Raw genomic sequence first — 22,435 nt, 5'->3', positions numbered from 1 at the left:
ATACGAAGGAGCACACCATGGCAGATCCGAGTCCGATCGACATCCAGAAGGCACTGGGCGGCATGGACTACCCCGCCTCGAAGGAGGACCTGGTCAAGCACGCAGAGGACAAGGGGGCCGACGACGCGGTCCTCGAGACGCTCAGGAACCTTCCCGACCGCGAGTTCGACTCGCCGACGGATGTGAACAAGGAAGCATCCAAGTAGCACCCGACCGCCGGCGGCACTCCTGCAGGAGTGCCGCCGGCACCGGGCGTCCCGGAAGGACGGCATGAAGAACCAGGCATCTCCCGCAGGGCAGGGGGCACGGACCGGCGAGAACGGACCGCGGAAGGAGTCGCCGGGTGGCGAGGGCCCGCTGACCGTCGTCATCGCCTTCGTGGCCAACTTCCTCGTCGCTGCTGCGAAGACGGTGGCAGCGGTCATCACCGGGTCGGCCTCGATGACCGCCGAGGCGGCCCACTCGTGGGCGGACACCGGCAACCAGATCTTCCTCCTGATCGCCGAGCGCAAGTCCAGGCGCCGACGGGACCCCTCCCATCCCCTGGGCTACGGGCGCGAGGCGTACGTCTGGTCCATGTTCGCGGCGTTCGGGCTGTTCACGGCCGGTGCCGTCGTGTCCATCACGCACGGGGTCCAGCAACTGATCGAGCCCGAGCCGGCCGCGGACTACGGCATCGCCTACATCGTCCTCGCGCTGGCCTTCGTCCTCGAGGGAGTCTCCTTCACGCAGGCCTTCCGCCAGGCGAGGAAGGCGGGCCAGGAGCGGGGCACCAGCACGCTGGAGAGCGTCTCCACGACGTCGAACCCCACCCTGCGCGCCGTCTTCGCCGAGGACTCCGCGGCGCTCATCGGGCTCGTCATCGCGTTCCTCGGGATCCTGTTGCACCAGCTCACCGGCTCTCCCGTGCCCGATGCGGTCGGCTCCATCCTGGTCGGCGTGCTGCTCGGCGTGATCGCCGTGATCCTGATCGACCGCAACCGCCGCTTCCTCGTCGGCCAGGCCGTCTCGCCGGCCCTGCTCGAGTCGGTCGCGCAGCGGTTGGGAGCGCACGACAGCATCGAGCGCGTGACGTACCTGCACCTCGAGTACGTCGGGCCGGAACGCCTGTACCTCGTCGCTGCCGTGGATCTGGTGGGAGACCACCCGGAGCACGACGTCGCCGTCGTACTCCGCGCGGTGGAGCGCGACATCGAGGATCACGAGCGGATCGAGGAGGCCGTCCTCACGCTCTCCACGCCGGACGAGCCCACACTGCGCTTCGAGGCGGGCGCGGCCTCCTGACCTCAGACGCCGCTCGGCTCGCCCACCGCGTCGGACCGGGCGCCGGTGCTACCGTCCTCCGACGCACCGGCGGCAGCCGGAGCGCCGGCGATGTTGACCATCCACGTGACACCGAAGCCGTCGATGCACATGCCGAAGCTGTCGCCCCAGGGCGACTGCGCCAGCGGCACGATCTCGCTGCCGCTTCCGGCGAGTGCCTCCCAGTAGCCGCGGAGTTCCGCCTCGTCGTCGCCGCTGACCGACAGCGAGTGCCCGGCGGGAGCGCTGTACTCCATGCTGTTCGGTGTATCCGCGGCCATCAGGACCTGACCCGACGGCGTCGTCAGCATGGAGTGCATGATCTTGTCCTGCTCCGCCGGGTCCTCGCTCACCTGGTACTCGGCGAACGTGCTCCGCTGCAGCTCACCGCCGAAGACGGACTGGTAGAAATCCATCGCCTGTGCGGCGGTGTCCTTGAAGTTGAGGTAGGTGTTGATCGTCGCTGCCATGGTGTCCGCCTCCTGCCGGGTGGCTTCCGCCACGCCCCTGTCATGATGCTGGAATTATTGTCCAGCACGGGCAGGGAGGGAAGGGTGCCGCTGGGCTCACGACGGTGAGGGCTCGGGGCGCGGACCGATCGCCCCGGCCACCTTCTCCTCGAGCGAGGTGATCGTGGCATCGGGCAGCACGATCAGTCCGTCGAGCTCCCGGCGGGCACGGCGGTAGGCGGTCTGGCGTTCCGCGGCCGTGGCGGCGTCGTCGACGGCAACCGTCACGAGCTGCCGGGCCGTGTCCAGACGCTGGCGCTCCTGCACGCTGAAGCCGCTCGCGCGGACACGCCGGGCCTCGGTCTCGGCGATCTGGAACGCGACGTCGTAGGACGTGACGGCGGATCGGTAGGCGGCGAGGTCCTCCGCCGAGACCGTCGAGGGGTCCTCGGGACGCAGGGCGTCGGCTTCGCGCTTCGCCCGGAGGAACGCCACCGTGAGCGGTTCCCGGACGTCGGTCATCATGGGGTAGTCGATGAGTTTCGCCGCATCGAGTTCGTAGGACAGCCATCTCCTGTCGACCTCGTCGTGCATGCGCTCGACGTGCTGCACGTCGCGCTCGGGGCGGCGCACAGGTTCGGATTGCCCGGCCTGCACGTGCGCGCCGTGCAGGACGCCCGGATGCTTCAGGCGGTACAGCTCCATCTTGCGCTGGTGCCGTCGCTCGCTCGCCTCCGACCAGTGCCGCCCCCAGACGGCGAACACGCCGGACAGTGGGAAGACGAGCCACCAGTAGCTGCCTGCGAAGGACAGGATTTCGTTCACGCGTCCATCGTAGGCCCGCGCAGGGCGGGGCCGGGGGAGTCAGTCGTTCGCGTCCTCGCGGTGGGAGTGCTGCCTGCGGGCCCGTCGGAAGAACGAGACGAGGACCAGCACGCTGACGAGGAAGTGCAGGAAGGACAGGGAGGGCAGGACCGTCAGGAGGAGGATCATCACCAGCGTGAGCAGCGCCGCGACCTGCAGGAACACGAGGTACTGCGTCGGGATCGGTCGCGGCCAGGGATGGAATTCGATGGTGGGCGGTCGATCCGCCGCGTTCCTGAACATGGTGGTCCTCCGGGAGTGGGATATCAGCCATCGTGCACGCGCCCGGAAAGCCGGTGCAACGCGCGGTGGAACCGGAGAGGGCCCTTGACGGGCGGCAGGGCGGCGACCCGCGGGTCGACGGCCCGATCGCGCGGTGGGGGACCGCGGTGGGGACCGCGGTGGGAGATGCAGCGCGTGCTTACGCAGCCGGAAACTCCGACGGGGCTCCGGTGTGCTGCGGGCCGATCGCTGTACAGTTCCTCCAACGGCTCTCGCAGCCGGTGCCGGTCTCCTCTTTCTCCTCGCACGATGGGTCTCAGCCATGAAGGAATTCGCCACCCTCGCCCAGTTCCGCCTGTCCTCCCCGGGCGGCAACGATCTCGACCACAAGGCGGCCCTGCTCCTGTTGCTCGCGCTTCCCCGCGCCATGGGGGAGGACGGCTGGCAGAACCAGCCGTAAGGGGCGCGTCCCGGCGCGGTGGCGGTCATGCACGGCGCGGCCCGGAGGTCGAGCAGTGCGTTCCCAGCGGGCGCCGAGGTTCTTCCGCTATAAAAGACAGGGGGCTTACTGTCGGTACCGGGAGAGGTTGGTCGAGAACGATGAAGTTTCTGAGAAGGGGCACTATCGCCCTCAAGCGGTGGATCCGTGGAGTGCGGAACAACGCCGTGGTCCTCGCAGGACCCGACGAACCGCTGTACTGATCCGGCCCGTCCCGTCGAGGACGAACGCGCCCCATCCTCCGCGGAGGATGGGGCGCGTTCGTGCTGGGCAAGACAAAACCCCGCATCCCAGGCGGCGAGACCTGGAACGCGGGGTCCTGTTGTGCACCCCCCGGGACTTGAACCCGGAACCCATTGATTAAGAGTCAATTGCTCTGCCAATTGAGCTAGAGGTGCGTGGCGTTTTCCCTCCCGATTTCACCGGTTCAGGTCATCCGCAACAGCATGAAACTCTACCAGCACTTCGGCGGAAACATGAAACCGAGCCGCTCGGCCCCGATCTCAGCCGGTCCGGACGCGCAGGATCCTCGCGTTGCCGGGCTCGTTCGTCGCGACCAGCAGGGAGCCGTCGCTGCCGGCCACCACGTCCCGCAGCCGCCCGTAGGATCCGTCGAAGTGGCTCACCGGCTCGCCCGCCGTCCCGGCGACCAGGGGGACCTGCCACAGGCGCTGCCCCCGCAGGCCGCCGATGTACGCCACGTCGTCGACGATCGCCATGCCGCTCGGCGAGGACGACGCCGTCGACGGCCACACCACCTGCGCATCGACGAAGCGGGAATCATGCGGCGCCCCAGTGACGTCCGGCCAGCCGTAGTCGGCCCCGGGTTCGATGAGGTTCAGCTCGTCGTCGACCTCCGGCCCGAACTCCGTGGCCCAGAGCCTGCCCGCCGAGTCCCACGCGAGCCCCTGCACATTGCGGTGGCCGACGCTGTAGACCGGGGAACCGGGCGTCGGGTTGTCGGCGGGTACCGCGCCGTCGGCCGTGATGCGGAGGATCTTGCCGCCCAGGCTCGACGGGTCCCGGGCGTTCCCGCGCACTCCTGCATCGCCCGTGCCGATGTACAGGTGGCCGTCCGGACCGAAGGCGAGCCGGCCACCGTTGTGGATGTCGCCTGCAGAAATTCCGGTCAGGACCGGTTCGGGCGCTCCGAGCCGTCCGTCGGACCATGGCAGCCGGACCACGCGGTTGTCGGCGGCCGACGTGTAGTACGCGTAGATCGCCCCGGGAACCGGACCGGGCTCGACGGCGAGACCGAGGAGGCCGCCCTCACCGCCCGCCGAGGCTGCCTCCGGGATGCTGCCGATGACCTCTCCGGCCGTGCCGTCGTAGCGTTCGATCTCTCCGGTCTCGCGTTCGGCGACGAGGAGGGCGCCGTCGTCGAGCACCACGACGGACCAGGGCAGGTCGAGGCCCGTCACGGCGTCGCCCGCGTAGGACAGGGCGGGCAGGGCCGGAGGCTGCTTCGTACCCGCGGTGGTGGACGCCCCGGCGTACACCGGTTCCTCCCCGGCCGGGTCCGAGCAGCCGGGGACGACGAGCAGGATCAGCAGGACGGCGCCGGCCGGGGAGAAGGCGCGGATGTGCGCGCGGGATGCGGCCCGGGCGGATCGCCGTGCTGCGGCTGACATGGTCCGACCCTAGGCCGGGGTGGAGAGGGTGTCCACCGATCGCCGACCGGGCGGGAGGGCGACGCCGCGACACTAGGCTGGCGCCATGACGAATTCCGCACCGCCCGCCCCTGTCCAGACCGTCCGCACCCTCAGCGTCCCGTCCGCCGAGCTGCGGGACGCACTGACCGACGCCTCGCCGGGCGTCGAGGTCGTGCTCTGGGACTTCGCGACGCCGCCCGAGGACTTCGACCTGGCGGACCTCGACGCCGCCGTCCTGCCCTACACCGGGCGCGCCCATCTGGACGGCGCCCTCGATGCCGCTCCGAACCTCCGGCTCGTGCACACCCAGTCGACGGGGTACGACGGCGTCGCGGACCTCGTGGGGCCGGACGTCGCGATCGCGACGGCCGCCGGCGTGCATGCAGCGGCGACCGCCGAACTCGCGGTCGGCCTCGCCCTGGCCTCGCTGCGCGGGATCGACGACGCCGTGCGGCAGCAGGCCGAGGGACGGTGGCACAGCGCCCGCTATCCGGGCCTGGCGGACCGCCGCGTGCTCCTGGTGGGCGTCGGGGGGATCGGTGAGGAGATCCGCAAGCGGCTCGCCACCTTCGAGGCGGTGGTCACGAGGGTCGGCAGTACCGCACGCGAGGACGACCTGGGGCAGGTCCACGGCAGCGACGAGCTGGTGGACCTGGCTCCGCACCACGACGTCGTGATCGTGATCACGCCGCTCACCGATGCGACGCGGGGACTTGTGGGACGCGAGGTGCTGGCAGCCCTGCCGGACGGGGCACTCGTGGTCAACGTCGCGCGCGGCGCGGTCGTGGACACGGAGGCACTGACCCGCGAGGCCATGGCCGGGCGCCTGAAGGCCGCGCTCGACGTGGTGGATCCGGAGCCGCTACCCGAGGGCCATCCGTTGTGGAGCGCTCCCGGGGTGATCATCACTCCGCACATCGGAGGCAACACCGGAGCCTTCCCGCCGAGGATCCTCGCGCTGCTGCGGCGCCAGGTGGAACTGCTCGGCAGCGGACAGGAGCCGGCCAACCTCGTGCGGCGCGGGACCTGGGGGCACTAGGCGGGTCACGCCATCGCGATGAAGGCGTCCATGAACGAGGTGAAGTCGATCAGGTCCTCGTCCTGCGCCAGCCGCAGGGGGCTGCCCGGGCCGATGTCGAGGACGGGAGCGGCCAGCACGCCGAAGCGGAAGATCCGGCCGGTGCTCGTGCCCACCTCGTAGGAGGTGTCGTCCCACTGCAGGGCGTGGGCGAGGTTCGTCATGTTGACCTCCACGGGCACACCGGCACCGGTGATCGCCGTCAGGTCCACCGGCGCGATCATCAGTTCCGCGGGCTTCCAGCGGTAGCCGACCACGTAGCCGACGGCCGCCGTCCCCGCATCGCGGACGCCGCGGGACTGCTGGGCCGCGAAGACGAGGTTGTAGTCGCCGTAGTTCGGGATCTGCCCGTCGAAGACACGGCGCAGGGCGTTCTTCAGTCCCTGTCCGCCGTCGAGCGGTCGGGTGGCTGCAGGAGTCTCATCGGGAGTCATATCACGCCGTTGCGGTAGGGGCTGTCGGTCGGGTCCCCGCGGGGAGTTCGTGGTGCGGCCTGGCCGTTTCCCGCCCACGAGATCCACACTGTACCGGAGCGGAATCGGGCAGCACGAGGAGTCACGCCGCACCGCGCAGGCTCTTCCGCCGACTCCGCAGGAGGCTGTAACAGCGGGGTCACATGGCGAAACCCGCCCGCAACACGGGCTTAGGCTTTGACCATGACCGTGGAAACAACTCCAGACATCAAGCCAAGAAGCCGCGTCGTCACGGACGGCATCCACGCGGCACCGTCCCGCGGGATGTTGCGTGCCGTGGGCATGGGCGACGAGGATTTCGCCAAGCCCCAGATCGGCGTCGCCAGCTCCTGGAACGAGATCACCCCCTGCAACCTGTCCCTCAACCGCCTCGCGGAGGGAGCCAAGGAGGGCGTGCACGACGGCGGCGGGTTCCCCATGCAGTTCGGCACGATCTCGGTGTCCGACGGCATCTCGATGGGCCACGAGGGGATGCACTTCTCGCTCGTCTCCCGTGAGGTCATCGCGGATTCGGTGGAGACGGTGATGCAGGCCGAACGCATCGACGGCTCCGTCCTCCTCGCGGGCTGCGACAAGTCCCTGCCGGGCATGCTCATGGCTGCTGCCCGCCTCGACCTCGCCTCCGTGTTCCTGTATGCGGGAACGATCATGCCGGGCTTCGCGAAGCTCGAGGACGGCACCGAGAAGGAGGTCACCCTCATCGACGCCTTCGAGGCGGTCGGCGCCTGCGCCGCGGGCAAGATGAGCCTGAAGGACCTCGACAGCATCGAACGCGCCGTCTGCCCGGGTGAGGGCGCCTGCGGCGGGATGTACACGGCGAACACCATGGCCTGCATCGGTGAGGCCCTCGGGATGTCCCTGCCCGGCTCGGCAGCGCCGCCCTCGGTCGACCGCCGCCGCGACATGTACGCGCGGAAGTCCGGCGAGGCGGTCGTGAACCTGCTGCGCCTCGGCATCACGGCCCGCGACATCATGACGAAGAAGGCCTTCGAGAACGCCATCGCGGTCACCATGGCCTTCGGCGGCTCGACGAACGCCGTCCTCCACCTCCTGGCGATCGCCCGCGAGGCCGAGGTGGACCTCACGCTCGACGACTTCACCCGCATCGGCGACCGGATCCCGCACCTCGGCGACCTCAAGCCCTTCGGCCGCTACGTCATGTTCGACGTCGACAAGGTGGGCGGCGTGCCGGTCATCATGAAGGCGCTCCTGGACGCAGGACTGCTGCACGGCGACTGCCTGACCGTGACCGGCAAGACGCTCGCGGAGAACCTCGCGGAGATCGACCCGCCGGACCTCGACGGCAAGATCCTTCGCGCGCTCGACAACCCGCTGCACAGGACCGGTGGCATCACCATCCTGCACGGCTCCCTCGCCCCCGAGGGTGCCGTCGTCAAGAGCGCCGGCTTCGACGCCGACGTCTTCGAGGGCTCCGCCCGCGTGTTCGAGCGTGAGCAGGGCGCCCTCGACGCGCTCGATGCCGGCGAGATCCAGGCCGGTGACGTCCTCGTCATCCGCTACGAGGGGCCCAAGGGCGGCCCGGGTATGCGCGAGATGCTCGCCATCACCGGCGCCATCAAGGGTGCCGGGCTCGGCAAGGACGTCCTCCTGCTGACGGACGGCCGGTTCTCCGGAGGCACCACCGGTCTGTGCATCGGGCACGTGGCGCCCGAGGCGGTCGACGGCGGCCCCATCGCCTTCGTGCGCGACGGCGACCGCATCCGCGTCGACATCGCGGCGAAGAGCTTCGACCTCCTCGTGGACGAAGCGGAGCTCGAGCAGCGCAGGGTGGGGTGGGAGCCGCTCCCGGCCCGCTACACGAAGGGTGTCTTGGCGAAGTACGCGAAACTTGTGCACTCCGCCTCCATGGGCGCGTACACGGGCTAGGGGCGTCGCCGGCGAGGTCCGGGCCGGAGGCGATCTCCGGCCCGGGCACCGCTCGCGTTAATGTCCACTAACTGGACGCCGTGTCCATCATGTGAGACAGGAAGGGGAGCGTTTGACACCCTTTCGCGGGGGCGTGGAAACTACAGGTATGCAGCTCCAACCCGTAGTCGTCGTCCTTACCCAGCGCGTGGCCTGAAGCCCGTCCGGTAGACGACTGCAGTCACGCGCAACCCCTCGCAGAGCCCGACAAGGCTGAGGGGTTTTTTTGTCGACACACCCCGTCAGCGAGGAAGAAGCGCGCGGAAGTCCGTCCGCAGTCAGAACTGCAGCAGTGCAGCGAACGCTCCAAAGGAAGTCGAAGATGTCCAAGGGATCGCCCATCAGTCCAGCGTTGCTGGCAGCAAGGCCAGCACCTCCCGCAGCACCCGCGCGCGAGACTCCGCCCGCCGTCCCGGCGAGTGCGGTCCGCGGACCCAATCGTGTCGTGGGCCCCGTCGAGATGCTCGGCTCCGCGGCGATCGTCCGGTCGCTCGAGGAACTCGGCGTCGACGACGTCTTCGGCCTTCCCGGCGGCGCGATCCTCCCGACGTACGACCCGCTGATGGCCTCCACGAAGCTCCGGCACATCCTGGTGCGGCACGAGCAGGGCGCGGGACACGCGGCCCAGGGCTACGCCATGGTGACGGGCCGGCCGGGCGTCTGCATCGCGACCTCGGGCCCCGGGGCCACCAACCTCGTGACCGCCATCGCGGACGCCCACATGGACTCCGTTCCCATGGTGGCCATCACGGGCCAGGTCTCCAGCGCCTTCATCGGCTCCGACGCCTTCCAGGAAGCGGACATCGTCGGCATCACCATGCCGATCACCAAGCACTCCTACCTCGTCACGAACGCCCAGGACATCCCGCGCGTCCTCGCCGAGGCGTTCCACATCGCCACTACGGGACGCCCCGGCCCGGTGCTGGTCGACGTCGCCAAGGACGCCCAGCAGTCGAAGATGAGCTTCTCCTGGCCGCCGAAGGTGGACATCCCCGGCTACCGGCCGGTGGTCCGCGGGCACTCCAAGCAGGTGCGCGAGGCCGCACGCCTGATCAGCGCCTCGCAGCGCCCGGTCTTCTACGTGGGCGGCGGCGTCGTCAAGGCCCATGCCGCGGCCGAACTGAAGGAACTCGCCGAACTCGTCGGCGCGCCCGTGGTCACCACGCTGATGGCCCGCGGCGTCTTCCCCGACTCCCACGACCAGCACGTGGGCATGCCCGGCATGCACGGCTCGGTGTCGGCCGTCACGGCCCTGCAGCAGGCGGACCTCCTGATCACGCTCGGCGCACGCTTCGACGACCGCGTCACCGGCGTGCTCTCCAGCTTCGCCCCGAACGCGAAGGTCATCCACGCGGACATCGATCCCGCAGAGATCTCCAAGAACCGTACGGCGGACGTCCCGATCGTCGGCTCAGTCAAGGAGATCATCCCCGAGTTGACCGCCGCGGTCCGTGACTCGTTCGAGGCGCAGGAGCGCCCGGACATCTCGGCCTGGTGGAAGACCATCCGCCACCTGCGCGAGACCTACCCGGTGGGCTTCACCCAGCCCGACGACGGCCTGTCGGCTCCGCAGCAGGTCATCAAGCGCATCGGCGAGCTCACGGGGCCCGAGGGCGTCTTCGTCTCCGGCGTGGGCCAGCACCAGATGTGGGCGGCGCAGTTCATCCAGTACGAGCGCCCGCACGCCTGGCTCAACTCCGGCGGCCTCGGCACCATGGGGTACTCCGTGCCGGCCGCGATGGGCGCCAAGGTCGGCAACCCGGACCGCGTGGTCTGGGCGATCGACGGCGACGGCTGCTTCCAGATGACCAACCAGGAACTGGCCACCTGCGTCATCAACAACATCCCGATCAAGGTCGCGGTCATCAACAACTCGTCCCTCGGCATGGTGCGGCAGTGGCAGACCCTCTTCTACGAGGGCCGGTACTCGAACACCGACCTGAACACGGGGCACGACACCGTCCGCGTCCCCGACTTCGTGAAGCTCGCGGACGCCTACGGCTGCGTGGGCCTGCGCTGCGAGCGCGACGAGGACATCGACGCCACCATCGAGCAGGCCCTGGCGATCAACGACCGGCCCGTCGTCATCGACTTCGTGGTGAGCCGCGATTCCATGGTGTGGCCGATGGTCCCCTCCGGCGTCAGCAACGACCTCATCCAGATCGCCCGCAACATGACCCCGACCTGGGAGCAGGAGGACTGACATGGCACGACACACCCTTTCCGTGCTCGTCGAGGACGTACCCGGCGTCCTGACTCGCGTGGCCAGCCTGTTCGCTCGGCGCGCGTTCAACATCAACTCGCTTGCGGTCGGACCGACCGAGGTCGCGGGCATGTCCCGCATCACCGTTGTGGTGGAAGCCGAGGGAGACCTCCTCGAGCAGGTCACCAAGCAGCTGAACAAGCTCATCAACGTCATCAAGATCGTCGAACTGACCACCGAGCAGTCGGTGCAGCGCGACCACGTCCTGATCAAGGTCCGGGCCGACGCGGCCACGCGCCTGCAGGTGACCCAGGCCGCGGACCTGTTCCGCGCGTCCGTCGTCGACGTGGCGATCGACTCGCTGATCATCGAGGCGACGGGAACGCCCGAGAAGCTCTCGGCGCTCCTGTCCGTCCTCGAGCCCTTCGGCATCCGCGAGATCGTGCAGTCGGGCACCCTGGCGATCGGCCGCGGCGCCAAGTCGATGAGCGACCGCGCCCTGCGCAGCGCCTGACGATCCGTTCCACACCTTTCCAGCAGCACCCACCCCAAGGAGAAATACCCGTGACCGAGTTGTTCTATGACGACGATGCAGACCTTTCCATCATCCAGGGCCGCACCGTGGCCGTCATCGGCTACGGCAGCCAGGGCCACGCCCACGCGCTGAGCCTGCGTGACTCCGGCGTCGACGTGCGCGTCGGGCTGAAGGAAGGATCCGCGTCGCGCGCCAAGGCCGAGGCCGAGGGGCTCCGGGTGCTCTCGGTCGCCGAGGCGACCGCGGAGGCCGACCTCATCATGGTGCTCACGCCCGACCAGGTGCAGCGCCACGTGTACAAGGACGACATCGCGCCGAACCTGCAGGCCGGCGACGCGCTCTTCTTCGGGCACGGCTTCAACATCCGCTACGGCTACATCCAGCCCCCGTCCGACGTCGACGTCGCCCTCGTGGCACCCAAGGGACCCGGACACATCGTCCGCCGCGAGTTCGAGGCCGGCCGCGGCGTCCCCGATCTGATCGCCGTCGAGCAGGACGCGTCCGGCACCGCACGCGACCTGGCCCTGTCCTACGCCAAGGCGATCGGCGGCACCCGCGCGGGCGTCATCGAGACGACCTTCACGGAGGAGACCGAGACCGACCTGTTCGGTGAGCAGGCCGTCCTCTGCGGTGGTGCCTCGCAGCTCATCCAGTACGGGTTCGAGACGCTGACCGAGGCCGGGTACAAGCCCGAGGTCGCGTACTTCGAGGTACTGCACGAGCTCAAGCTGATCGTCGACCTCATGGTCGAGGGCGGCATCGCCAAGCAGCGCTGGAGCGTCTCCGACACCGCCGAGTACGGCGACTACGTCTCCGGCCCGCGCGTGATCACCCCCGAGGTGAAGGAGAACATGAAGGCCGTCCTCGCGGACATCCAGAACGGTGCCTTCGCCCAGCGCTTCATCGACGACCAGGACGCCGGAGCGCCCGAGTTCACCGAGCTGCGCAAGAAGGGCGAGGACCACCCGATCGAGAGCACGGGCCGGGAGCTGCGCAAGCTCTTCTCGTGGATCAAGACGAACGACGACTACACCGAGGGTTCCGTAGCGCGCTAGCGCCCGCCCTCCCGCCGGCAGGACACGTGGTCAACGCTCAGCGACGAGCAGGTGTCCTGCCGGAGGTATGTCCGGCCCCTGAACCGGGCCGGATCCGTCCCGCTTGAACCGCCGAAATCCGCAGAAGGAACCTCCCGTGACTCCCAAGCCCGTCGTCCTCCTCGCCGAGGAACTCTCACCCACCACTGTCGAAGCACTCGGCCCGGACTTCGAGATCCGCAGCACCGACGGAGCGGACCGCTCCCAGCTGCTGGCAGCACTCGCCGACGTCGACGCCGTCCTCGTCCGCTCGGCGACCCGGATGGACGAGGAGGCCATCCGCGCGGCACCGAAGCTGAAGGTCATCGCCCGCGCGGGAGTGGGCCTCGACAACGTCGACATCAAGGCGGCCACCCAGGCCGGCGTGATGGTCGTCAACGCACCGACGTCGAACATCATCTCCGCCGCCGAGCTCACCGTCGGGCACATCCTGAGCCTCGCCCGGAACATCCCGCAGGCCAGCGCCGCCCTGAAGGCGGGGGAGTGGAAGCGGTCGAAGTACTCGGGCACCGAGCTGTACGAGAAGAACATCGGCATCATCGGGCTCGGCCGCATCGGTGCCCTCGTGGCTGCACGCCTCCAGGGTTTCGGCACCCAGATCCTCGCGTACGACCCCTACGTCACCTCCGCGCGGGCGGCACAGCTCGGCGTCCGTCTCGTGTCCCTCGACGAGCTGCTCCGCGAGGCGGACTTCGTGACGATCCACATGCCCAAGACGCCCGAGACCGTCGGGATGCTCGGCGCGGAGGCCTTCGCCCTCATGAAGGACACCGCTTACGTGGTCAACGTGGCACGCGGCGGCCTCGTCGACGAGGAAGCACTGCACACCGCACTCGAGCAGGGCCAGATCGCCGGAGCCGGCGTCGACGTCTTCGTCCAGGAGCCCAGCACGGACCTGCCGTTCTTCGCGCACGACAGCGTCGTGGTGACACCCCACCTCGGGGCGTCCACCGAGGAGGCCCAGGAGAAGGCCGGGATCTCGGTCGCCAGGTCCGTCCGCCTGGCCCTCGCGGGCGAGCTCGTGCCCGACGCCGTGAACGTCGCGGGCGGGGTGATCGATCCGGCCGTGCGTCCCGGCATCCCGCTCATGGAGAAGCTCGGCCGCATCTTCACGGCGCTGACGCATGCCTCCCTGACCCGGATCGACATCGAGGTGGCCGGCGAGATCGCCTCGCTCGACGTCAAGGCCCTCGAACTGGCCGCGCTCAAGGGCGTGTTCACCGACGTCGTCTCGGAGCAGGTCTCCTACGTGAACGCGCCCGTCCTCGCGGAGCAGCGCGGCATCACCTCCCGGCTCGTCACCACGCCCGAATCGGAGGAGTACCGAAACGTCCTCCGGCTGCGCGGGGCCCTCTCCGACGGCAGCCAGATCTCGGTGGCCGGGACGCTGACCGGACCGAAGCAGGTCGAGAAGCTCGTCGGGGTCAACGGCTACGACCTGGAGATCCCGATCAGCGACCACCTGCTGGTGCTGCTGTACACCGACCGCCCCGGCGTGATCGGAGCACTCGGGCGGCTCCTCGGTGAGCGGGACATCAACATCGCCGGCATGCAGGTGGCGCGGAACAAGGAGGGCGGCCAGGCGTTGTCCCTGCTCACCGTCGACAGCTCCGTGCCGCAGGACGTCCTCGACGCGATCCGCGCCGAGATCGGTGCCACCGTGGCCCGCGAAGTGGACCTCCAGGACTGAGGGGAGCCTTCATGGCCACGCACCACCTCGCAGCCGAGCAGTCGACCGCGGTGCAGGTCCTGTCGCGGGACACGCCGCCCGTCCTCCGCATCAACCCGGGGGACCGCGTGGTCGTCGAATCACTGGACGCCTGGGGGCACCTCGAGCGGCAGCAGTCGCCGGGAGCCGTGACACCCTACCGCTTCCCGGACCGGCGCGGACACGCCCTCACCGGTCCCATCGAGGTCGTCGGGGCCGAGCCGGGCGACGTGCTCGCCGTCCGTCTCGAAGCGCTCGAGCCCGCGGACTGGGGCTGGACGGTGACCGGGAAGCGGGACGACGCGTTCACGCGCAGCCTGGGCCTCGAGGGGACGGACCCGGCGTGGCTGCTGTGGGACCTCGACCGGGACGCCGGGACCGGGACCAACCAGTACGGGCACGTCGTCCGCCTCGCGCCGTTCCTCGGCCTGGTGGGGCTGCCGCCGGCCGAGCCGGGGGAGCATTCGACGACGCCGCCGCGGGCTGCGGGGGGCGGCAACATCGACTGCCGGGAACTGACGGCCGGCTCCACCCTGTTCCTGCCCGTCACGGTCCCCGGCGCGCTGCTCCACCTCGGCGACGGGCATGCGGCGCAGGGCGACGGAGAGGTGGGCGGCACGGCCATCGAGTGCGGCATGACGACCACCGTCACGGTCGACCTCGTGCGCGATGCGCCGCTGGCGAGCATCCACGCGCTCACCCCGTCGGCCCGCATCACCTTCGGGTTCGATGCGGACCTCAACCGAGCGACGGCGCAGGCGCTCGGCGCCATGCTGACCTGGCTCCAGCAGTTGTACGGCCTGGAGCGGAAGGCGGCCCTGGCCCTCGCCAGCTCCGTCGTCGACCTCCGGGTCACGCAGATCGCCAACCAGACCTGGGGTGTCCACGCCGTGCTCGGGCTCGACGCCGTCGGGGTGGCCTGACGCCGCGCTTGGGCAAATCCGTGCGGGCCGGGGTAATTTCATAGGGTGACCTCCGCAGCTGACGCAAAGCCCTCGTTCTACATCACCACGGCCATCTCCTACCCCAACGGGGTGCCGCACATCGGGCACGCCTACGAGACCATCGCCGTCGACGCCATGGCTCGCTTCAAGCGCCTCGACGGCTTCGACGTCATGTACCTGACGGGCACGGACGAGCACGGCCTGAAGATGCAGCAGGCGGCGGACCGGGAGGGCATCCCGGTCCGGGACCTGGCAACGCGCAACGCGCTGGCGTTCCGGGAGATGAACGACGTCGTCGGGACCTCCTACGACCGGTTCATCCGGACCACCGACGAGGACCACTACGCCGCCGCGACCGAGATCTGGAAGCGGATGGAGGCCAACGGGGACATCTACCTCGACAAGTACGCCGGCTGGTACTCGGTGCGCGACGAGGCGTTCTGGGCCGAGGACGACACGGAGGTCCGCGAGGACGGCGTGCGGTACGCGAGGGAGACCGACACCGAGGTCACCTGGACCGAGGAGGAGAGCTACTTCTTCCGGCTCTCGGCCTACCAGCAGAAGCTCCTCGACCTGTACGCGGCGCAGCCCGAGTTCGGTGCGCCGCAGCCCCGGTTCAACGAGGTCATCTCCTTCGTGCGGCGCGGCCTGGAGGACCTCTCCATCAGCCGCACCACCTTCGACTGGGGCGTCCCGGTCCCGGGCGATCCCCGGCACGTCATGTACGTCTGGGTCGATGCGCTCACCAACTACCTGACCGGCGTCGGATTCCCCGACACCGAGTCCGAGCGCTTCCGCAGGTTCTGGCCCGCGGACGTCCATGTCATCGGCAAGGACATCTCCCGCTTCCATGCCATCTACTGGCCCGCCTTTCTGATGTCCGCAGGCATCGAGGTGCCGAAGCGCGTCATGATCCACGGCTTCCTGCACAACCGCGGGGTGAAGATGTCCAAGTCGCTCGGCAACACCGTGGCACCGGCGGACTGGGTGGACCAGTACGGCCTGGACTCCGTGCGTTTCTTCCTCCTCCGGGAGGTACCGTTCGGTGCGGACGGCTCCTACAGCCACGAGGCGGTCGTCGGACGCATGAACTCCGACCTCGCCAACAACTTCGGCAACCTGGCCCAGCGCTCGCTCTCGATGGTCGCCAAAAACTGCGGCGGCGCGGTACCGGAGCCCGGGGAGTTCGGGTCCGCCGACACCGCGATCCTCGACCAGGCCCACGCCCTGCTGGAGGCCAGCCGTGCGGCCTACGACAGGCAGGAGTTCTCCCGCGCACTCGAGGCCGTGTGGACCGTGCTCGGCGACACGAACGCGTACTTCGCCGACCAGCAGCCATGGGTCCTCCGGAAGACCGATACCGAGCGCATGAACACGGTGCTGTACGTGACCCTGGAGGTCCTGCGGGTGGTGGCGATCCTGGCCCAGCCGGTCATGCCCGGCAGCGCGGGGCGGATCCTGACAGCCCTCGGGCAGGGGACGGAGCACGACGACGCCCTGCGCCGCTTCGCGGCACTCGACCGGCGGATCGAGCCCGGTACGGACCTTCCCGCACCGTCCCCGGTCTTCCCCAAGTACGAGGAGCCGGGCGAGTCCTGAGGCCCCTGGGTCCGGGCCGGCCGGGGTCGGTCCGGCCAGGGCCGGCCGGGGATCAGGTCCGGAGGAACCGAGCTGCCGCAGTCTCCGTCATGACACGCGCCACCGTGTCCTGCTGACGCTTCGAGGCGACGAGCAGGCGCTCCAGGGCGGGCCGGTTCAGCACGGGATCCCCCGGAGCGGCGTCCGCGGACGGCGAGAGTGCGAGGAGTGTGGACCAGAGGGACTCCTTCCCCCGGAGCAGTGATTGCAGGGCCTCGAGTTCCAGCTGCGCACCGGTCGTGGCCCTGCGCCTCTGCGGGTTGAGCGGGTCCAGGTCCGCCACGACGGACATGGCCCGCGCGAGGGTCATCTTGACGACGCCCGGGCGGTGCCCGAGCGCCCGGATCAGTCTCTTCAGGAACGCACGCTCCTCGCGGATCTCGTCCCGCAGTCGGGTGAAGTCCTCCTCGTAGGGCGTCCCGGCCCAGGAGACCCGAGCGGCGCTGAACAGCCGGACGCCGTTGGTGGCGCCGACCAGATGCAGGTCGAGATAGGGCAGAAGCGTCTCCAGATCCAGCTGATGGACCGGGATACCGACCGCGGCGCGCGTCATGGGGTGTTCCTTCCGGGATGTGTGCGGCTCATCAGCCTACGGCAGCGGGATTCAGCAGCGGAAGCGTGATGGCGACCGCCGTTCCGGCGCCCAGCCTCGATTCGACCGTGATAGTCCCATGGTGTGCCTCGAACGTCTTCCGTGCGACGGAGAGTCCCACACCGGCGCCCGGCAGCACCTGATTGGAGTTCGCGGCCCGGTGGAACGAGTCGAAGAGGTTCGGCAGGTCGTCCGGCGGGATACCGATCCCCGTGTCCCTGACGAGGACGACCACGTGCCCGTGCCCCGGATCGAGGGTCAGGCCGACCGCCACGCTGCCGTCCTCCTGCGTGAACTTGATCGCATTCGACAGGACGATGGCGATCGCCGCCGAGAGCTGGTCGCGGTCACCGGAGACGGTGATGGCATGGTCCGGCAGGGTGCAGTCGAGGGTGAGGCCGCCCGCCGAGGCCTCGAGCACGGCGCGGCTCGTGAGCTGGGACACGAGGTGGACGATGTCCACGGGCCCGTAGTCGGACGCGTCGGTCTCCCGGGAGGAGAGGGCCGAGATGTTCTCGATCAGCTCGCTCAGCTTCGTGGTGTTGCGTTCGACGGCGTGCAGCATGGTGCTCGCCTCCGGCGGCAGTTCCCCGCCGACGCCGTCGATGATCATCTCGAGGTATCCGGCGATCGACGCGAGCGGCGTCCTCAGCTCGTGGTTGACGGTGCCGACGAAATCGCTCTTCGCCTGGTTCAGGGCGCGCAGCTTGCGCACGGCCTGCTGCTGGCGGGAGATGAGCTGCGCCTGGATCAGGCCGTGGGCGAGGTTACCGAGGACGTGGTGCGTCAGGGCGCCCTCCACCGAGGACCAGACGAGCGGGGTCCCCTCGCGGATGATCCAGAGCAGCCCGAAGGGGGTGTCCCCTTCACCGAGGGCCGCGACGACCCCGCTGACCGTGCGCTCCCGTCCGACGGCGTCGAGGAGCCACCCGGGGGTGCGGATGTCGCCGGCCTCGGGGGCGGCGTCGGGATCCGCGGCGGGTCCGGCACGGAATCCGGCGGTGGCGGAGTCTTCCCACAGCTTCAGGGCGAGGGTGAGGGCGGAGTCCTGCTGCAGGTGCGACGGACCCGCGAGGGACGCCCTCGCCGTACCCTCCCCGCTGCTCCAGGTGCTGCTGCGGGCTGCGACACGATCGTCGTCGAAGACCTGGAGCGCGAGGTGGTGAGCGCCGAGGGCCCGCCCGACGGCGGGGAGGAACTGGTCCACCATCACCACGGGATCGTTCGTGGCCCTGATCCGGGCGGAGATGCGCCTCATGTCCTCCCGCAGTCGTGCAGAGGATGCACGCTGCTCCTGATGGCGCCGCCGTCGTGCGATGGCGGCAGTGAGCCTGTGGAGCAGCTCGGCGGGGCGGACCGGGCGGAACACGACGTCCGACACGTAGGGCGCCAGGCCGGCCGGGAGCGTCCCGCCGCCGCCCTCGGGGAGCAGGAGGATCACCGGAAGGCCGGTGAGGTGTGCATGCTCCGCGACGATGTCTCCCAGGGTGCCCGCGTAGGCCGCCGCGATGGAAAGGTCCACGAGGAGCACGTCCGGGTGGATCGCCAGGACGTTCTCCAGCAGGGCCTCCGGGGAGGTGACGGACCGGGCCGAGAGGCCCTCCGCCACGAGGTGTGCCTCGAGCTCACCGCAGTCCTGCAGGGACGGCGAGGCGATGACGGCCAGAGCTCCGTGTCCTGCTGTCTCGTCCTGCCCCACGACGTCCTTCCGACCCACTGCTCCGATCTCCCTAATATATGCCGGTCGCAGCGGGAACCGAGGACGCCGTGCGGGGTCAGTCCAGCGCGAGTCCGGCGACGGGCGAGAGCCGTGCTGCCCGGCGGGCGGGGAGCACGGAGGCCAGCAGCCCCGCGGCGACCGCCACGGCGAGGACCGCTGCGATCTGGCCGACCGGCACCGACGGGCTGACCGCCGCGATCCCGCCCAGCGCCGACTGCGCCCCGAGCCAGCCGTACAGGACGCCGAGGACGGTGCCCAGGAGCGCCGCGACCCCCGCGACGAGCACCGCCTCGACCGCCAGCATCCCGCGCAGCTGGGCCCGAGTGAGGCCGAGGGCGCGGAGGAGGGAGTTCTCCCGGCGCCGCTCCAGCACGGACAGGGACAGCGTGTTGGCGACCCCGATCAGTGCGATCAGGACGGCGACGGCGAGCAGGGCCGTCACGATCAGCAGCAGCACGTCGATGATCTGGTTGTAGGCCGCCCGCTCGGCGGCTGCTCCGGTGACCTGGTACTCGGAGACCCCGGTGGCCGCCACGATCCGCGACTGGATGTCCGCTACCGTCGCGGCGTCCCGCGCGTCGTCGAGCCCGAGCCAGAAGGTCGGGCCGACGTAGGTGGACAGCGACCCCTGCACCTCCGCCGGGTCCGTTGTCCCATCGGTCCCCAGGTAGGTGGACAGGGCGCCGTCCGGGGTGCCGCCGAGCGCCTCCGCGGTGGCGGTGGTGACCAGCGGGAGGAAGAACGTGGAGTCGGTGGGGGTGACGGGAAGGGTGGCAGGACCGTTCGCGCCCTCCACGGTCACGTCGCTCTGGATCCAGTCCTGGGGCGCAAGGACCATCCCGTCCGTCAGTGCGACGCCCTGGGCCCTCAGCACGTCGGCGATCGCCGCCGGATCGGCGGCATACACCAGGGACCCGCCGTCCTCGGCGCTCGTGAGCAGCGCGGGGGTCAGTTCGACGGCCGTCCGGACGCCGTCCACCTGCAGTAGAGTGGACGCGTCCACGCGCGTACCGGGCACCGCGGCCGCAGTGCCGAGCCCCGAGACCTCGAGGTCCACGGCGTAGTTCCCGTCCAGCTCGCGGTCGAACGACGTCCGGGCGGTCTGCGCACCGACCATCATCATGGTCACGAGGGTCACGCCGACCATCAGCGCCGCCGACGACGCGGTGGTCCGCGCCGGATTGCGGACGGCGTTCACGGATGCGAGGGTGCCGGCGACCCCGAGCGGGCGGGCCGACCTGCCGACGGCGGCCACGCTCACGGGGACGAAGAACGGGGCGAGGAGGATGATGCCGAGGAAGGACACGGCGCCGCCTGCCACGGCCGGCAGGATCGCGACCGACACGGCGCCGAGGAGGAGGAGCGCCGCCCCGCCACACACGGCCACCACGCCCGTGAGGACGCGGACGCGGCCGCTCGTGCTCCCGGTGGTCGGTGGGTCCGACGGACGGAGCGCGGCCAGGGGCGCGACGCGTGTCGCGGCCCGCGCGGGCACGACCGCCGCGAGCAGCGTCATCAGGACCCCGACGCAGACGCCGATCACCGCGGCCGACGGCGGAACGGCCAGGACGGCGAAGGACCCGAAGCCCGTCCGGCGGGCGAGCCCCACGAGGACGGCCATGACGCCGACGGCGAGCAGGACGCCGAGCACCGACGAGACCAGGCCCACGAGGGCGCCCTCGGTCAGCACCGATGCCCGGACCTGACGCCGCTCGGCGCCGATGCAGCGCAACAGGGCCAGTTCACGCGTCCGCTGTGCCACCAGCACCGAGAACGTGTTCGAGATGACGAGTCCGGCGACGAGGACGGCCACGGCGGCGAAGGCGAGGAGGATCCCCGTCAGCGAGTCTCCGCCGTCCGAGAGCGCCGCGACATCCGTGAGGGTCTGTTCGGCTGCGGTCCGCACCACCAGCTCCGAGGCCCCGTCGGTCGATGACGCGGCGAGGGAAGCGGTGACGGCCGAGGCGACCGCCCCCGGATCGGCGTCGGGCGACAGCGCGAGCTGGACGGAGCGGTAGGTCGCCTCACCCTCCTTGAGCTCGCGCACCACGGAGGAAGGCGCGAGGACCTGCGCAGCCCCGGCGAGCATGGGATCCGCACTCGGTGCGGTGAGTCCCGTGACGGTGAGCGCATGGCCCGGGGAGGTGGGCGCGGCTCCGGAGTCGACGGCGAGCGTGTCGCCGGGGACGACGCCCAGACGCACTGCCGAGGCCTCGTCCAGTGCCACGTCACCCGGTCCCGAAGGGTAGGAGCCCTTCGTCACCCTCGTGGTCTCGAGCCGGTCCGGTGCCGTCGCGGTCAGGACGGCGAGCGCGGTGGCAGACCCGGTGGTGACCCGGGTGTAGGCGCGCTCGAGCCCGTGGACGACGTCCACCCCGGGGACGGACGCGAGCTCCCCGACGATCCCGGCGGGCACCTCCGGGCCCTCCTGCCCGGACACCACGAGGTCAGCCTTGGCATAGGAGGCGCCGATGCTCTCGCCGAGGCTCGCCCTCGTGGTGGCACCGACCATGAGGGTCGCGGCGAGGAAGGCCACGCCGAGCATCACGGCGAGGCCGACGGCGAGAAAGCGCCGTGCGTGGACGCGGACCTGCGCCAGGGCTACCTGCAGCACGTTATGCCCCCAGCTTCGCGAGTGCACCGAGGATGGCCTCGGGGGTGGACTGCTCGAGTTCGCCGACGAGCGCGCCGTCCTCGAGGAGGACCACGCGGTCGGCGTAGGAGGCCGCGACCGGGTCGTGGGTGACCATGATGATGCTCTGGCCCATCTCGCGGCAGCTCCGCCGCAGGAGGGACAGGACCTCCGCGCCCGTCGTCGAATCGAGATTGCCCGTCGGCTCGTCGCCGAAGATCACGTCGGGCCTCGTCAGGAGGGCGCGGGCGACGGCGACCCTCTGCTGCTGTCCGCCGGAGAGCTCGTGGGGGCGATGGGACAGCCGGTCCGCCAGTCCGAGGGAGGACGAGATCTGCTGCAGCCACGCGGTGTCCACGCTGCCACCGGCGAGGGCCACCGGCAGGGTGATGTTCTGTTCCGCGGTCAGGGTCGGCACGAGGTTGAAGGCCTGGAACACGAAGCCGACGCGCTCACGGCGCAGTCGGGTGAGCGCGGTGTCGGGCAGCCCGGTGATGTCGGTCCCGCCGATCCAGAGCCGTCCTGCATCGATGCTGTCGAGGCCGGCGAGGCAGTGCATGAGGGTCGACTTGCCGGAGCCGGACGGACCCATGATCGCCGTGAAGCGTCCCCGGTCGAAGTCGACCGAGACGTCGCGGAGTGCGTGGACGGCGGTCTCGCCGCGGCCGTAGCGCTTGGAGACGCCCCTGGCGGAGACGGCGGCTGTCGGAGCGGGGGAGCCGTCCCCGGGGATCGCCGTCGAGCCGGCGGGATGCAAGGAAGTAGTCATGCCTCCACGCTATGGACGCTCCGGGCCCTGCGGATCGGCGCCAGGTCCGGGGTTGTGGCGCAGCTCCTCATACCGGGGGATGAGCAGGACGGGCCGGGACCTATGACCGTGCCGACGGTATCGCCGGCTGTACCG

At 70.1% G+C, this 22,435-nt stretch carries 20 protein-coding genes and 1 tRNA gene; 11 read left to right on the top strand and 10 right to left on the bottom strand.

Annotation, left to right across the window (positions count from 1 at the left end):
* Positions 1-17 precede the first annotated feature (17 nt).
* Together AC0Z9V_RS03880 and AC0Z9V_RS03875 are read left to right on the top strand one after the other, a co-directional pair.
* Positions 18-206, top strand: a complete 189-nt coding sequence (locus AC0Z9V_RS03880) for a DUF2795 domain-containing protein (RefSeq protein WP_133080780.1) — start codon at positions 18-20, stop codon at positions 204-206.
* 64 nt (positions 207-270) lie between these two features.
* Positions 271-1,284, top strand: a complete 1,014-nt coding sequence (locus AC0Z9V_RS03875) for a cation diffusion facilitator family transporter (protein ID WP_485140754.1) — start codon at positions 271-273, stop codon at positions 1,282-1,284.
* A gap of 2 nt (positions 1,285-1,286) precedes the next feature.
* Here AC0Z9V_RS03875 and AC0Z9V_RS03870 read toward each other — a convergent pair whose 3' ends face one another.
* The 3 genes from AC0Z9V_RS03870 to AC0Z9V_RS03860 all read right to left on the bottom strand — a co-directional run bounded on the left by AC0Z9V_RS03870 (position 1,287) and on the right by AC0Z9V_RS03860 (position 2,858).
* Positions 1,287-1,772: a VOC family protein gene (locus AC0Z9V_RS03870; RefSeq protein ID WP_208741733.1), complete on the bottom strand. Its 486-nt coding sequence runs from the start codon at positions 1,770-1,772 to the stop codon at positions 1,287-1,289.
* Positions 1,773-1,868: 96 nt separating this feature from the next.
* A complete protein-coding gene (locus tag AC0Z9V_RS03865) occupies positions 1,869-2,576 on the bottom strand; it encodes a hypothetical protein (RefSeq protein ID WP_485140753.1) in 708 nt (235 codons plus the stop codon).
* Positions 2,577-2,615: 39 nt separating this feature from the next.
* Complete coding sequence (locus AC0Z9V_RS03860) at positions 2,616-2,858, bottom strand: hypothetical protein (RefSeq protein ID WP_485140752.1); 243 nt, start codon at positions 2,856-2,858, stop codon at positions 2,616-2,618.
* A gap of 301 nt (positions 2,859-3,159) precedes the next feature.
* Here AC0Z9V_RS03860 and AC0Z9V_RS03855 point away from each other — a divergent pair, with 301 nt between their 5' ends.
* The gene (locus tag AC0Z9V_RS03855) at positions 3,160-3,297 is read left to right on the top strand and encodes a hypothetical protein (RefSeq protein WP_208741437.1); all 138 of its coding nucleotides are present in this window, start codon (positions 3,160-3,162) and stop codon (positions 3,295-3,297) included.
* A gap of 364 nt (positions 3,298-3,661) precedes the next feature.
* Here AC0Z9V_RS03855 and AC0Z9V_RS03850 read toward each other — a convergent pair.
* A tRNA-Lys gene (locus AC0Z9V_RS03850) sits at positions 3,662-3,734 on the bottom strand.
* Between the two features lie 105 nt (positions 3,735-3,839).
* Complete coding sequence (locus tag AC0Z9V_RS03845; protein WP_485140751.1) at positions 3,840-4,967, bottom strand: PQQ-dependent sugar dehydrogenase; 1,128 nt, start codon at positions 4,965-4,967, stop codon at positions 3,840-3,842.
* 85 nt (positions 4,968-5,052) lie between these two features.
* Here AC0Z9V_RS03845 and AC0Z9V_RS03840 point away from each other — a divergent pair, with 85 nt between their 5' ends.
* On the top strand, positions 5,053-6,027 hold the full coding sequence (locus AC0Z9V_RS03840; RefSeq protein WP_485140750.1) for a 2-hydroxyacid dehydrogenase: 975 nt from the start codon (positions 5,053-5,055) through the stop codon (positions 6,025-6,027).
* A 5-nt stretch (positions 6,028-6,032) separates the two neighbouring features.
* Here AC0Z9V_RS03840 and AC0Z9V_RS03835 read toward each other — a convergent pair whose 3' ends face one another.
* Positions 6,033-6,500: a hypothetical protein gene (locus AC0Z9V_RS03835; RefSeq protein WP_485140749.1), complete on the bottom strand. Its 468-nt coding sequence runs from the start codon at positions 6,498-6,500 to the stop codon at positions 6,033-6,035.
* A gap of 222 nt (positions 6,501-6,722) precedes the next feature.
* On the opposite strand from AC0Z9V_RS03835, the gene ilvD reads away from it, so the two are divergent.
* From ilvD to metG, 7 genes are all read left to right on the top strand, one after another.
* Positions 6,723-8,426: a dihydroxy-acid dehydratase gene (gene ilvD / locus AC0Z9V_RS03830; protein ID WP_133080773.1), complete on the top strand. Its 1,704-nt coding sequence runs from the start codon at positions 6,723-6,725 to the stop codon at positions 8,424-8,426.
* A 361-nt stretch (positions 8,427-8,787) separates the two neighbouring features.
* A complete protein-coding gene (locus AC0Z9V_RS03825; RefSeq protein ID WP_459268672.1) occupies positions 8,788-10,668 on the top strand; it encodes an acetolactate synthase large subunit in 1,881 nt (626 codons plus the stop codon).
* A 1-nt stretch (position 10,669) separates the two neighbouring features.
* Positions 10,670-11,182: an acetolactate synthase small subunit gene (gene ilvN, locus AC0Z9V_RS03820; protein WP_133080771.1), complete on the top strand. Its 513-nt coding sequence runs from the start codon at positions 10,670-10,672 to the stop codon at positions 11,180-11,182.
* Between the two features lie 50 nt (positions 11,183-11,232).
* Positions 11,233-12,258 (top strand): ketol-acid reductoisomerase, encoded by a 1,026-nt coding sequence (gene ilvC, locus AC0Z9V_RS03815; RefSeq protein ID WP_208741431.1) that lies wholly within the window; start codon positions 11,233-11,235, stop codon positions 12,256-12,258.
* A 136-nt stretch (positions 12,259-12,394) separates the two neighbouring features.
* Complete coding sequence (gene serA / locus AC0Z9V_RS03810; protein WP_485140748.1) at positions 12,395-13,987, top strand: phosphoglycerate dehydrogenase; 1,593 nt, start codon at positions 12,395-12,397, stop codon at positions 13,985-13,987.
* An 11-nt stretch (positions 13,988-13,998) separates the two neighbouring features.
* Positions 13,999-14,928, top strand: coding sequence for an acetamidase/formamidase family protein (locus AC0Z9V_RS03805; RefSeq protein ID WP_485140747.1), 930 nt, complete (start codon positions 13,999-14,001; stop codon positions 14,926-14,928).
* Positions 14,929-14,973: 45 nt separating this feature from the next.
* Entirely contained in the window at positions 14,974-16,548 is a 1,575-nt protein-coding gene (metG, locus tag AC0Z9V_RS03800) for a methionine--tRNA ligase (RefSeq protein WP_485140746.1), read from the top strand.
* Positions 16,549-16,600: 52 nt separating this feature from the next.
* Here metG and AC0Z9V_RS03795 read toward each other — a convergent pair whose 3' ends face one another.
* The 4 genes from AC0Z9V_RS03795 to AC0Z9V_RS03780 are packed head-to-tail and all read right to left on the bottom strand — an operon-like array spanning position 16,601 to position 22,300.
* Positions 16,601-17,140 (bottom strand): hypothetical protein, encoded by a 540-nt coding sequence (locus tag AC0Z9V_RS03795; protein ID WP_133080766.1) that lies wholly within the window; start codon positions 17,138-17,140, stop codon positions 16,601-16,603.
* Between the two features lie 31 nt (positions 17,141-17,171).
* Complete coding sequence (locus tag AC0Z9V_RS03790; protein ID WP_485140745.1) at positions 17,172-18,896, bottom strand: ATP-binding protein; 1,725 nt, start codon at positions 18,894-18,896, stop codon at positions 17,172-17,174.
* A gap of 58 nt (positions 18,897-18,954) precedes the next feature.
* Positions 18,955-21,513, bottom strand: coding sequence for an ABC transporter permease (locus AC0Z9V_RS03785; protein ID WP_485140744.1), 2,559 nt, complete (start codon positions 21,511-21,513; stop codon positions 18,955-18,957).
* Between the two features lies 1 nt (position 21,514).
* Positions 21,515-22,300: an ABC transporter ATP-binding protein gene (locus AC0Z9V_RS03780; protein ID WP_485140743.1), complete on the bottom strand. Its 786-nt coding sequence runs from the start codon at positions 22,298-22,300 to the stop codon at positions 21,515-21,517.
* Positions 22,301-22,435 lie beyond the last annotated feature (135 nt).

The organism is Arthrobacter sp. UYP4 (assembly GCF_057291175.1).
Note: the sequence above shows the minus strand (reverse complement) of the source record. Positions and strands in the feature narration are given on the sequence as shown.